Source organism: Quyinboa ferrireducens (genome assembly GCF_042436675.1).
In the GTDB taxonomy this organism is placed as follows: domain Bacteria; phylum Bacteroidota; class Bacteroidia; order Bacteroidales; family UBA5342; genus JBHJHP01.
Genome location: NZ_JBHMVA010000006.1, coordinates 120609 through 134278, shown reverse-complemented (window position 1 = coordinate 134278; position 13670 = coordinate 120609). Strand labels below are relative to the sequence as shown.

General features: G+C 40.4%; 7 protein-coding genes. 5 read left to right on the top strand and 2 right to left on the bottom strand.

Annotated elements, in window-relative coordinates:
- Positions 1 to 37: 37 nt before the first annotated feature.
- The 3 genes from ACE01N_RS10975 (at position 38) to ACE01N_RS10965 (ending at position 8748) form a co-directional block, all read left to right on the top strand.
- Positions 38 to 5026 (top strand): carboxypeptidase-like regulatory domain-containing protein, encoded by a 4989-nt coding sequence (locus ACE01N_RS10975; protein ID WP_380588461.1) that lies wholly within the window; start codon positions 38 to 40, stop codon positions 5024 to 5026.
- A 101-nt stretch (positions 5027 to 5127) separates the two neighbouring features.
- The gene (locus ACE01N_RS10970; protein ID WP_380588458.1) at positions 5128 to 6207 is read left to right on the top strand and encodes a winged helix DNA-binding domain-containing protein; all 1080 of its coding nucleotides are present in this window, start codon (positions 5128 to 5130) and stop codon (positions 6205 to 6207) included.
- Positions 6208 to 6408: 201 nt separating this feature from the next.
- Positions 6409 to 8748 (top strand): type IA DNA topoisomerase, encoded by a 2340-nt coding sequence (locus tag ACE01N_RS10965; protein WP_380588455.1) that lies wholly within the window; start codon positions 6409 to 6411, stop codon positions 8746 to 8748.
- Positions 8749 to 8994: 246 nt separating this feature from the next.
- Here the strand turns inward: ACE01N_RS10965 and ACE01N_RS10960 are convergent, their stop codons facing one another.
- The gene (locus tag ACE01N_RS10960; RefSeq protein WP_380588452.1) at positions 8995 to 9594 is read right to left on the bottom strand and encodes a LysO family transporter; all 600 of its coding nucleotides are present in this window, start codon (positions 9592 to 9594) and stop codon (positions 8995 to 8997) included.
- Complete coding sequence (locus ACE01N_RS10955) at positions 9591 to 9860, bottom strand: LysO family transporter (protein WP_380588449.1); 270 nt, start codon at positions 9858 to 9860, stop codon at positions 9591 to 9593. The genes ACE01N_RS10960 and ACE01N_RS10955 overlap by 4 nt, the downstream gene beginning before the upstream one ends.
- Before the next feature lie 133 nt (positions 9861 to 9993).
- Between ACE01N_RS10955 and lpcA the strand changes: the two genes are divergently transcribed.
- Together lpcA and ACE01N_RS10945 are read left to right on the top strand one after the other, a co-directional pair.
- Positions 9994 to 10581: a D-sedoheptulose 7-phosphate isomerase gene (lpcA, locus tag ACE01N_RS10950; protein ID WP_380588446.1), complete on the top strand. Its 588-nt coding sequence runs from the start codon at positions 9994 to 9996 to the stop codon at positions 10579 to 10581.
- A gap of 23 nt (positions 10582 to 10604) precedes the next feature.
- Positions 10605 to 13670, top strand: a complete 3066-nt coding sequence (locus ACE01N_RS10945; RefSeq protein ID WP_380588443.1) for a protein O-mannosyl-transferase family — start codon at positions 10605 to 10607, stop codon at positions 13668 to 13670.

Below are 13670 nucleotides of genomic sequence, written 5' to 3'. Positions count from 1 at the left end.
CTTTTGTGTTAGTCTGATTGCACACTCCCAAAACAGTATGAACGGAACAGTTTTAGATGCTGTGACTCAAAGGCCAGTCCCTTTTGCAACGGTATACATTAGTGGCACAACATATGGTACCACTACAGGCTTAGATGGGACATTCACGCTTAATAATATCCCTTTTTCATCGACCCTTATTGTTAGTCATGCAAGTTATGAGCCGAAGGCATTAGAGATAGAAGGGAAAATTCCCACCGGCCTTGTCATTTTGCTGAGAGAGAAAAAAATTGATTTATCTGAAGTTAAAGTTCAGGCGGAAAATCAAAGGAACAAAAACCTTGCGATGTTTAAATCATATTTTTTAGGATCTGACCGCTGGGGAAGTATGGTTACTTTATATAACGACAGTACTTTGCTCTTTTATAATGTGTATGATACGGTTAAGGTCAGGCTGACAGATTCGGTCAGGAATGAAATAGATATGGGGCGTATGTTGAATACCTCTGAGATAAGTGAGGATAGTGCATTCCTGAAAATACCTGAATTATATTCTTTTAAGGCAGTTGCAGGAACTCCGCTTCTTTTGGATATGCCGCTTTTGGGTTATAAACTACAGGTTGACCTTGTGGCCTTTGATCTTGACCTCAGCTCACCCGGAAAGAAATGCAGTTTTCTTGGGTATTATTTTTTTCAACCATATGATTCCCTCAGGAAGTCAAAAGTCAGAAAATACAAAAGAAACAGACGGTCAGTTTATTATAATTCAGGTCTTCATTTTCTGAGGTCGCTTTATGAAAGAACGCTGGCTGAAAATGGTTATGAGATAGAGATCCTGGTTTATGATAAGGAATCCGGTATTGGGGTTAAAACACCGTTTGAACCTGATACCTGCACAACGTATATATCAGGAAACAGGATGCGGATTACAGGATTAAAAAACAGGAAACTGACTATCAACTATTATTCAAAGATTAATGGTTCACCTGTTGATCTTACAAAACAGTCAAAAAACGGGATTTGCCAGAGATCAACACTTTATTTTCTGAGAGATACGTGTTTTATTAACCGTGAAGGAACGGTTTCGAATAATGATGTTATGTTTGGGGGAGCAATCGCTACAAAAAAAGTCGGAAGTTTTCTGCCGGAAAATTATGAGCTGGAAGATCAGCATTTTTCTCCGGAACCTGTTGCTAAAAAGCTTGCAGACTATAATCGCAAAACACATCCTGAGAAACTTTTTCTTGCTACAGACAGGGATATTTATCTCTCCGGAGATACCCTTTGGTTCAGTTCCTGGGTATTGAATTCAACTGATTTTACACCGGAAAAACTTGAAAAGATATTGTATGTTGATCTGATTGGTCCCGATGGGAAAACGGTGTCAAATCATTTATTTGAAATTCAGAATGGGAGGGCATTCGGACAGTTTGTGCTGGAAGAGGCATTTAAAACCGGCCATTTCAGGTTAAGAGCGTATACAAATTTTTTGCGTAATAGTGGACCTGAATTTCTGTTTGAGAAACCAGTATTAATTTACTCGTCATTTTATAAACCCCAAACAGACCAGCAAAATGAATCAGTTTCCTCTTCCGGCCTTTATAAACAAACTGGTAATATCTTTGGTGCCACCGATTCAGACGGTATTAATGTTATACCGTTAGACGTTCAGTTTTTACCCGAAGGGGGCAACTGGGTGGAAAGCATACCTTGCAGAATGGCCTTTGCTGCAACATGTCCTGGTGATAAGCCGCCTGAATTTAACGGTATTATTTATGACCAGAACAACAATTACATTACCGTTTTTAAACCTCAGAATAAGGGGAAAGGTGTGTTTTTTATTCGGCCTGAACCCAATACCCTTTATCATGCTATTATTGAAGATGAATATGGCAATAAAACCAGGTTTGATTTGCCTGTGGCACAGAAACAAGGTTATACTCTATTTGTTAAAGACGGCATCCATTCAAATCAGCTTAAGATTGAGATTAACAGATCGGATGCCACACAAAACTATGACTTTCTATACTTTACGATAACCCAACATCACAATATTGTGCAAACAGTTTCATTCGTTCCGGATGAACAAAAAAATACGGTGTTGTTAAATAAATCTTTGCTAACCACAGGAATTGCTATCATTACACTCTTTAATCATAGAAATGTGCCGCTATGTGAACGCCTTGTTTTTATTAATAACAATGATTATTTACATTTTTCTGCAGATTCAATCCATAGCAGTAACGATTCAATTTGCTACACAGTCAGGGTTCAGGATAAAAACAGCAAACCTGTCAGCGGTTGCTTTGCTGTATCAGTAACCGGAAATTCACTTCTAGGTTCTGAGCAGGCAGGTTCAACTTCGAATATGGTTAATTATCTTTTGTTGAAGTCTGAGCTTCCGGGCATTGATGGCGATTGCAGTTACTTTTATAAAACCGACCCGGTGTCGAAATGGATCACCGATCTGACAATGATGACCAATGGCTGGCGCCGGTTTACCTGGCAGGAAGTACTGGCCGATTCAATTCACAAACCTATCTTTCCCTTAGAACAGAGATTCTATATTTCGGGAAAGATAACCAGATCAGGAAAAAATAACCCGGCAAAAAAAATTGATGTCACTATGGTTGGAATAGGTTCAGACACAATTGGCGGTCAAACCAAAACCAACATACAGGGCGAGTTCATGTTCATGGTGGATTTTTTTACAGATACCATGGATTTCTTCATCCAAACCAAAAACCGGGCTAATGTACGATGGAATTATAATATTAGTTTAACCACAAACATGGGCGATGCACAAAGCAACAGACTCAAATTTATGCACGATCAGTTGACCATGCGATCCACAAATGAACCGATACGAACCATTCCTATGAATAAGAGGAATTTTAAGTTTGAAAAAAATCCGGAATTAAATGCATTAGCATATTTATCCGGTAACGGAACGGGAATAGTTGATTCTATAGGACAACAGGTGTCTTCTGTTATGAAAGAAAGGCAAATGCCCGATAAGCTACAGCCATTGCCTGATACAACAGATGTTGTTCTGGAAGAGATCAGTGTACATGCAGAACGTATTCTGACCCCGATGGAAAAAATGCGTAAAAAGTACGGGATAGCTTCAAGGAAGATGGGTGCAGAACAATTGCATATGGTGGAGGAAAGTAACTTGTGGGGCACAGGCTTATGGAGTTATATCTTTAAACTTATACCGGATTACAGATACTTAAGCGATATTGGCAGGATATATATATTTGTTGATGGGAAGTTACATTATTTTACGCACAGGCCACGCATCCCATTTTGCGTTCCAAGTAGATCCCCGTCACCCTGGTTGGAGTGGTATATTGAAATTTTAGGTGAACTGGATATAAGCGAAATAAAAAGTGTTGAGGTTATTGAAAACCCAAAGTCAAGTCCGATTGCTTTGGCAATGGATTTGGACCCAGGGGTTGAATGTGAGGAAAAATCCGGTCCGGAATATATTATTTCCATACAAACGATAACAGGTAAAGAACTCAGACCAAATCATTATTTTATTGGTATAGCAGAAACGAATATGATTGGTTTCGCGCCCACAAGAAAATTTTATACACCTAAATATACCAATACCTCAGGTAACCGTAACAGATTTTCAACTGTGTACTGGTCTCCGGACCGATCAACCAATATTCATGGAGAGATAATGATTAAATTACCCAAAGATATTCCGCTGGAGGATTATAAGCTTCAGGTTAGTGGTTTGTCGGACGGTTTTATCCCTGGTTTTTTTAGTCATGATTTCAAAACAGGGGCATATGCTTTACTTCCTGGTTCAGATGAATTTGATACTATTCCGAATGCGGTAAAATATGCAGAATTAGGATCAGACAACAAAAATATGGATGTCAGGCAAACCGATACTTTAATCAAAGTTACTGTAGTAACAGAAAATGGACAACGGGTGGATTTTGCAACAATCAGTTCACTCAAAAACAGCTTTCCTGATCAGGCTGTAACAAACGGATCAGTAACTTTGCTTAGAAAGAATTTAATAGAAAGCGACACATTTTTAATATCTGTGCCCGGATGGGGAAACCTGTTTGTAACACCGGACGAAATGAAAGGAAAAGATTACAGGCTGACTATACCTCATCAGGTTTTTGCTGTCGATTCTGCATTTATTACATCAGAATTCATGAACAGTGTTTTTCTGAAAGTTCCGCGGAATATTAAATTAACAGGATACGATGTAGAAGGTGTTTTTCGCCAATTGATTCATAAAGAGAATAAGCTGGTACGATTAACCGATTTTGGATTCACCCATCGGTTTGAAGGTATGGATAATGTAGTCAGAAAATTCAGGCAATCTGTATCTGAACTACATCAGTATCATATCACTGATTTTAAAGAAGAGGTGCCATTCAGTCTGAAGTATGATTCTGTAAATATCATACCTGAATTAAATCCTATGGCAGCATACCTCACATTTATGTATCGTACAAGTGGGTATGAATGGAAATATGCAGGTCAGCAGTATTTCAAGGGACGTCTCTCGACAATTATTGAATTTGAAGCTGTTAGCCGTTATTCCCAGAGTTTGTATTCCGGTATAATGCTTATCGATGAAGAAACCAAAGGTATTGCGCACGTTCAGTGGCATGTGGCATCCGATAAAAAGAAACTGGCTGTTGCAGGTTATTATCTGTTTCCTCAAAAAGATCCCGGACAGTTTTCGTTAGTTCAGGATCAGCATTTTGCAACCTTTGTTCTTAAAGATGAAGACTGGAAATTAAATTGTGCTACGCAAAATCTGGTTTTTACATACAATGATGAAGAGTTTTCGGTTGTAAGTGAAATGGTTAGTACGGATTTCCCGGAAAGAAAAACAAAACGGTTTAAAGCAATAAACTTTCGTGATTTGTTAAAAGAGGAAAAAAATCTGAACGAGATCAATTATGATCCTTCCGGATGGAGAAACAGCGATGTGCTTCTGCCGGATGTTAAATTGCAGGATCAGATTAAACAACTTCACTTACAGACTGTATATAAACATAGGTAGTTAAAGAATTAGAATTGACTTTTTGTACTGATACAATTATCTTACTAATTTCAGGGTAAAGATACCTTCGTAAATTGTGTTTTGAGGTTCAAATTATAAGCATGAACAAAAAAAATATTTCAAAACTTCGTTTAATTAATCAGCAGGTTGTGGATCCGCGGTTCCCTTCGGCCAGCGAACTGGTGAAATGGATGGGTATGATGCAGGCTCAGGATCTGAGCATGGCAAAATGGGCACTTGGAGTGCGATTGCCCGGTTCAACTGAAAATGATGTTACTGCTGCCATTGATAATGGAGATATCCTTCGGACGCATGTATTGCGGTCTACCTGGCATTTTGTGTCTCCAAAAGACATTTATTGGATGCTTGATCTTTCAGCAGAGCACATCAAGACAGCGATGCGTTCACGCGATAAGCAACTGGAGTTGGATGATGCTGTTTTCGCTAAAAGCAATGCAGTAATTGAAAAGGTATTAAGTGGAGGCAACCATTTAACCCGTTTTGAGCTGGGAGACGAAATTGAAAAGTCAGGAATACCTCTTGATAGCAGCAGGTTAGGACATATGCTGGTCCGGGCAGAAGTTGATAAAATTATTTGTAGTGGTAAAATTAAGGGAAAACAGCCATCCTATGCCCTGCTTTCTGAGCGGGCAGAAAAACCAGATATTATGACCCGGGATGAAGCACTGGCAGAACTGGCACTAAAATATTTTACCAGCCATGGACCTGCAACATTAAAGGATTTTATCTGGTGGTCAGGTCTTGCTGTAAAAGAAGCAAAACGGGCGCTTGAAAGTGTGAAATCAGAGTTTATTTTTGATAAAATTGAAGATGAACACTATTGGTTTTCAAATGTCACGACACCCTATAAGACAAGTAAGCAAAGCATTCATTTACTGCCGGCATTTGATGAATTTATAATCAGTTACCGGGACAGGACTGCGGCAATACTGAGCACGGATCATACAAAAGCAGTATCAAATAATGGTGTGTTCAGACCTGTTATTGTGCAGAATGGAGCAGTCATCGGAATATGGAAGCGCATGCTGAAGAAGGATAAGGTTTCATTGAAAACTGAATTTTTTACTTCCGCTCACAAAAATTTGCAAAAGAAAACAGAGAAGTCATTTGGGGCATATGCTAAGTTTTTAGGATTGAGCAGCTTTAATATATCAAGTTGATAAGGTATTACAACTGCAAGGTAGAGTTTGACTTAAATTCTGTATGACTAAATTATTATTAACAATCCGTTATTTCCTTTTTGTGCCTCTTACATTATCTTTATTTTTGAAGGATTTTTAATTCAGACTTAAGATTTCAGACACAAGACTTAAGATTAAATTTGTCTTGGTTCTTATGTCTTACGTCTTACATCTAAAAAGATGATCGTTTGTATAGCAGAGAAACCCAGCGTAGCACGTGACCTGGCCCGCATTTTAGGAGCCGGATCACGAAAGGATGGCTATTTTGAAGGCAGCGGATACCAGGTTACCTGGACATTCGGTCATTTGTGTGGTTTGAAAGAGCCGCATGAATATAATCCCGGCTGGAAACGATGGAGCCTTTACGATTTGCCCATTGTGCCACAACGATTTGGCATCAGGCTGATTGATGATGAAGGCATTAAAAAGCAGTTTTCTGTTATCGAATCCCTGGTTCAGAATGCGGAAGAGGTTATCAATTGTGGTGATGCCGGGCAGGAAGGAGAACTGATTCAACGCTGGGTGCTACAGAAAGCGCAGTGTAAATGTCCGGTTAAACGACTCTGGATTTCATCTCTTACCGATGAGGCCATCAGGGAAGGTTTTGAAAAGCTTTACGATCAGAAAGAGTTTGAAAGTGTATATTATGCGGGATTGTCACGGGCTACAGGCGACTGGCTTCTCGGAATCAATGCCACGCGTTTATACACCTTGAAATATGGTCAGCGCAATCAGCTGTTATCTGTAGGTCGTGTGCAAACGCCTACACTGGCGCTGATTGTGGAACGGCAAAAGGAGATTGACAATTTTAAACCGGAACCGTACTGGGAATTGCGAACCCTTTACCGCGAAGTATGGTTCAGCTATGTAGATGGCAGGTTCAGCAAAAAGGAAGATGCTGATCAAATGTTGGTCGACATCACCGGAAAGCCATTTGTCATTGATTCATCAGAAACCAAAGAAGGCAACGAGTTCGCTCCAAAACTATTCGATCTTACCTCGCTTCAGGTGGAATGTAACACGCGTTACGGATTTACAGCCGATAAAACGCTAAAACTCATCCAGTCGCTTTACGAGAAAAAGGTAACTACTTATCCCAGGGTTGATACTACGTTTTTGAGCGATGATATTTATCCGAAAATTCCGTCCATATTAAAAGGTTTAAAGCAATACGAAGAGTTTACAGCTTCGCTTCTGGAGCAAAAAAACCGGAAAACAAAACGGGTTTTTGATAATAAAAAAGTGACCGATCACCATGCTATTATTCCGACCGGCATACCGGCAATTAACCTTTCTCCGGATGAAAAACTGGTGTACGACCAGGTGACGCTGCGATTCATAGCGGCATTTTATCCCGATTGTAAGGTGTTGAAAACAACTGTGACGGGGCAGGTGGAGCAATACGGTTTTAAAGCAACCGGAAAACAGATTGTTGAACCGGGATGGAGGTTGGTACTCAAAACCAGTGCCTCCGATAATACCGATGAAGATCAGATAATGCCCGAATTTAATGAAGGAGAATCAGGGCCACATGAACCTGATTTGCAGGAAAAGGAAACCAAACCGCCACGCTATTTTACAGAGGCTTCTCTGTTGCGCTCCATGGAAACGGCAGGCAAGCAAATTGATGATGATGATTTGCGTGATGCGTTGAAGGAAAATGGTATTGGCCGTCCTTCCACACGAGCCGGAATTATAGAGACTTTGTTTAAACGGCATTACATAATTCGGGATAAAAAGCGTATTCTGGCTACAGAAACAGGAAAAGAGCTAATCAATACCATTCAGAATGAACTGCTGAAATCGGCTGAGCTTACCGGAATGTGGGAAAAGAAACTACGGCAGATTGAAGACGGAACCTATGATGTGACCGGCTTTATCAATGAACTGAAAGAAATGGTAGGCGATGTGGTTCGGGAAGTCAAGCAGGACAGATCAAATATCCAAATCCCGGTTCACGAAGAACAACCGGCACAAAAAGCCGAAAGCAAACCGGATGAGTTGAAATGTCCGAAGTGTAAAAAAGGTAAAATACTTAAAGGCAAGGGAGCATATGGTTGCTCACGCTGGAATGAAGGGTGCGATTTCAGATTGCCGTTTATTTTATCGGGTAAGAAACTGACCGAAAAACAGGCTGAAACACTCATCGAAAAAGGTAAGTCGCCACTTATAAAAGGAATTACGCTGGGCGAAGAATCTACCGAAGGACATTTTATTCTGAATAAAGAATTTGTGCCGGAATTTGTGGAAAAGGAACCTGAAAAGCTGGTGTGTCCGGCCTGTAAAAAGGGAGAGATTATAAAAGGTAACAAGGCCTGGGGATGCTCTGCATTTAGGGATGGATGCCGGTTTGTGATTCCGTTCATTATTCATGAAAAAGAGATTCAGGAAAGCAGCATGCAACAAATAGTGCTGAAAGGAAAAACCAGAAAGATGAAAGGATTTGTAATTAACGGATCCGAAACGGAGGGTTATCTGTATGTGAATGATAGCGGACAATTGCAATTCGGATCATCATAAATTGTTCTCGCAGATTAACGCAGATGATTTCGCAGAGTATCGCAGAAATTCAGGAATACTGGTGGGGAGCAATAGCAATCTTCAATGGCAGTGAAAAGCTGTTTCAAATATTTTTATTTTACTGTATAGCTTTGATTAAATTATCATTTTACCACGGATTTGTTATAAGGGCAGAAAAAATATCATTCACTGAGAGTTAATATCAGCGATAATAAGTGAGAAACATGTAGCCTTGCAGAGGCGACATTATGATAAAATAAAGGTCACCAATACGGGTACCAGAAAGGTAATCACCACACCACTGTAAATAGAAATCATCACATATTCTTTCCCTGAAAACCGGATAACCACCGGAAGTGTGGTGTCCATGGAAGTTGCTCCTCCTGCAGCAATGGGTGTTAGTTTTCCGGTGTATTTTATCATGAATGGAGTAATAACTAAAGTGAAAATTTCCCGGATAAGATTGGCTACCAACGCAATGGTTCCAAGCGTTTCACCATGAAGTTTTGAGATCAGGATGGAAGATAAACTGTAATACCCCATTCCAGCACTGACAGCAAGTACTTCTCTCAGGTTCAGATCACTAAAAAAGGGTAAGGCAAGAAGTGCAAAAAGTAACGATCCGATAACAGATACAACCGGAATTAAGATAAGCCAGCCGCGCATGCGTTTTAATGCCATCAGCGATTCTTTATCGCTGCCAATGCCAATGCCGACAAATAAAAGCAAGGCATATAAAGCATATTCTGACCAGCTTCCGGCATTAAAACCTTCCGGTAAAATGTTAAATATGCCAAGAATGATCCCGGTTATAAAAATGAGTACTATGATGATGATGTCTCTCATTTTTTCAGGATCAACCGGTTAAATATTACAATGAAGATAATGCTGCCGGCTACAGAAAAAAGACTGATAACCAGTGCTTTTATGCCTATTGTGTCGAAGTGAGCCTGCACCTGGGGATTATGTCCTGCCTCGTAACCTAAGAGAAAAAGAAGAGCCAGCACACTGATAAAGGTCAGCCAGTTACTGGTTTTAATGATCTTCTTCCGTTTTTTTACAAAGTGGCCTGTTAAAATTCCTGCAACAAATATCAGTAGAATAGTCAGCATGGTTAAATAATCTAAAATCTGCAATAAAAGTCGAGCTTTAGCCCTCAAAAGTACCAAAATTATATTTTTATTGTACTTTTGTTGCATTGCAAAAAAGGCTGTATTAATTAACCGGTTTTTAGAAACATCAGAAATGTCGATTGAGATTATCCGAAATAATTTTGTTGAAGCGCAGAAGGTGTTAAACAATTTTATTTCAGAACCTAAAAATTTTGAATCCATATTAAATGCAGGTGAGATCATCGCAGAATCCATTCAGAAGGGCCATAAGGTTTTGTCGTGTGGGAATGGAGGTTCTATGTGTGATTCCATGCATTTTGCAGAAGAAATGACTGGTCGTTTCCGGCGAAACAGGGAGGCATTGCCTGCGTTTGCAATGGCTGATGCATCGCATATTACCTGTGCGGCCAACGATTACGGTTACGATGCCATATTTTCGCGTTATGTGGATGCGTTTGGTAGCAATGGTGATATTTTACTGGCCTTGAGCACAAGCGGAAATTCTCCGAATATTTTAAATGCAGCTAAAGCAGCCAAAGACAAAGGCATGAAGATCATTGGTCTTACAGGAAAAGGTGGAGGAGAACTGGCCGGCATTTGCGATGTGGAGATCAGGGTGGATCATTTGGGGTGGTCCGACAGAATTCAGGAAATACATATTAAAATAATTCATACACTCATCGATTATGTCGAGACAAAGCTCGGCGTTGGTCAGGAGTGAGATGTTCAGAAAATCCTAGAGAGATGAAGAATTATAAAATCTGGAACATTGGTTTAGGCTGGGTCGCATTTGCCATTGCAGCTTTTACTTATTTGTCAACAGTAGAACCTACAGCCAGTTTCTGGGACTGTGGTGAATTTATTGCATCGTCATATAAGTTGCTTGTGGGTCATCCTCCAGGAGCACCTGTATTTATGATGATCGGAAGAATCTTTACGCTTTTTGCGCCGGATCCGTCCAAAGTAGCCGTGATGATGAACTCAATGTCAGCACTGGCCAGCGCATTCACCATATTATTCCTGTTTTGGACTATCACCCATCTGGCTAAAAAGCTGATCGTTGATAACGGATCCGAAATTACAACCGGACAGAGTATTGCTGTTCTGGGAGCCGGACTTGTTGGATCACTGGCTTACACATTTTCAGATACCTTCTGGTTTTCTGCTGTTGAGGGAGAGGTTTATGCTATGTCATCCCTGTTTACTGCTGTGGTTTTCTGGGCAATTCTGAAATGGGAAAACGAAGCAGATAAACCATTTGCCAACCGTTGGATAATTCTCATTGGGTTTTTAATCGGTCTGTCTGTTGGCGTTCACCTGTTGAACCTGCTGGCTATACCGGCCATAATTTTGGTTTACTATTTCAAGAAATATACGCCAACCATAAAGGGAACACTCGTAGCCTTGGTTATTTCCTTTTTCGTGCTCATGGTTATCATGTACGGTATCATACCGGGCATAGTTAAACTGGCATCTGTTTTTGAACTGATTTTTGTAAACGGCATTGGGTTGCCATACCATAGCGGAATGATTTTCTTTATGATTCTGCTGGCAGCCGGTCTGGCATATGGCATATATTATACCTATATTAAAGTGAAGGTACTGTGGAATACGATCCTGACATTTTTGGCGGTGATTATCATTGGCTATTCCGCTTTTGCCATGGTGTTGATCCGTAGTAATGCCAATCCTCCGATGAACCAGAATGATCCGAACGATGCGTTTTCCCTTCTTTCATATCTTAACAGGGAACAGTATGGTGATCGCCCCCTGGTTTACGGGCAATATTACGATACTCCGATCATTGATACAAAACAGACTTCAGCCGTTCGCGATCAGATTAACGGACGTTACGAAATAATTGACCATAGATTACAATATGTATATGATCCTACGTTCGAGGGCGTATTCCCCCGTATGTGGTCGAATCAGCCAAGTCACATCAGCGCATATAAATCATGGGCAAAGATTAAAGGTATTAAAATGAAAGGCCGTGACGGTCAGATGCATGTAAAACCTACTTTCACTGAGAATTTGAGATTTTTGTTCCGTTATCAGCTGGGGCATATGTACTGGCGTTATTTCATGTGGAATTTTTCAGGGCGTCAGAACGAAATCCAGGGGAACGGAGGTTCACAGGAAGGTAACTGGGTGTCGGGAATTAACTTTATAGATAATCCGCGTATAGGAAATCAGGAAAAACTGCCTGAATACATGAAAAATGATAAGGCACGTAATGAGTATTACATGCTTCCCTTGCTTCTTGGGTTATTTGGAATTGCTTTCCAGTTGTTTGGCAGCGATAAGAATAAAAAGAATACCAAAGGATTTGAAAATTTTGCCGTTGTGGCCATGCTGTTTATCCTTACTGGTATTGCCATTGTGATTTATTTGAACCAGTATCCCTATCAGCCCAGGGAGCGTGATTATGCCTATGCCGGTTCGTTCTATGCTTTCAGTATATGGATTGGTATTGGTGTGCTCTTTATATGGGATATGCTGAAAAAATTAACAGGTTCACCTGCTGCGGGAGCTATTGCAACCATTGCAGGTCTGGCTATACCAACTATCATGGGAGCAGAAAACTGGAACGATCATGACCGTTCTGGTCGCTATGCAGCCAGAGATTTTGCGTGGAATTATCTGCAGTCTACAGATAAGGAGGCTGTGCTGTTTACCAACGGTGATAACGATACATTCCCCTTATGGTATGTGCAGGAGGTTGAAGGTACAAGGACCGATGTGCGTGTGTGTAACCTGAGTTATCTGCAGACAGGTTGGTATATAGATCAGATGCGAAAACGGGCTTATGATTCCAATCCGGTGAAATTTACACTTGATGCAGATCAAACCAGGGAAGGACAGCGTAACCTGGCTCTGATAGATAAAGTGCATAATAAGGATAAGGTCATAGATTTAAAACGGGCGATTGAATTTGTTGGAAGCAATAATTCTGAAACCAAAGAAAGCAGATCAGGATATGATTATTTCCCGGGAACCAAATTTTCTATTCCGGTGGATTCAGCTTATGTCGTTGATAACGGAACGGTTCGTCCTCAGGATGCCAATCGCATTGATAAGGAATTTATCGTGGACCTGAGTGGTATCAACCGATGGGTTGGTAAAAATTCAATAATGGTATTGGATATGCTGGCTACGAACCAGTGGCAGCGCCCGGTTTACTTTGCAGTTACTGTTCCGGATGAAAACTATATTGATATGAATGACCATTTCCAGGTTGAAGGACTGGCTTACCGTGTTGTTCCTGTTACCAACAGTAAAGATGACATCCAGGGGCGTGTGGCAACCGACATTATGTACGATAACATGATGAATAAATTCAAGTGGGGAGGCGTTGATACACCGGGAATCTGGATGGATCAGACCATTCTGAGGATGTGTTATAATTACCGGAATAACTTCACACGCCTGGCTGGAGATCTTTTGAAAGAGGGAGATACGGAAAAGGCCCGGAAGGTACTTTTGAAAGCCAAGGAAGTGTTGCCGGAAGAAAATGTTCCTTATAATATGTATTCAATTGTATATGCTCAAATGATGTTGAAGGCAGGAATGGATGATGATGGAGAATATGTACTAAATAGGATTTTGGATCGCACTACTCAAACATTAGATTATTATCTGTCTATGCAGCCAAGGTTTCGCAGAGAGTTAATGCGGGATATTAATCAAGAGGTTGACGTGATCAAGCAGATTTACTTTATTTCCACTCAGTATAAGAAAACTGATTTGACCAAAAAAACAGAGGATACGTTTAATGCATTTCGTGACAGACTTGGATCACTTGATTGA

What these genes read in the sequence shown, in the direction of transcription:
- ACE01N_RS10975 (WP_380588461.1), top strand. Translation starts at nt 38, where the DNA reads ATGAACGGAACAGTTTTAGATGCTGTGACTCAAAGGCCAGTCCCTTTT.
- ACE01N_RS10970 (WP_380588458.1), top strand. Translation starts at nt 5,128, where the DNA reads ATGAACAAAAAAAATATTTCAAAACTTCGTTTAATTAATCAGCAGGTT.
- ACE01N_RS10965 (WP_380588455.1), top strand. Translation starts at nt 6,409, where the DNA reads ATGATCGTTTGTATAGCAGAGAAACCCAGCGTAGCACGTGACCTGGCC.
- ACE01N_RS10960 (WP_380588452.1), bottom strand. Translation starts at nt 9,594, where the DNA reads ATGAGAGACATCATCATCATAGTACTCATTTTTATAACCGGGATCATT.
- ACE01N_RS10955 (WP_380588449.1), bottom strand. Translation starts at nt 9,860, where the DNA reads ATGCTGACTATTCTACTGATATTTGTTGCAGGAATTTTAACAGGCCAC.
- lpcA (WP_380588446.1), top strand. Translation starts at nt 9,994, where the DNA reads ATGTCGATTGAGATTATCCGAAATAATTTTGTTGAAGCGCAGAAGGTG.
- ACE01N_RS10945 (WP_380588443.1), top strand. Translation starts at nt 10,605, where the DNA reads ATGAAGAATTATAAAATCTGGAACATTGGTTTAGGCTGGGTCGCATTT.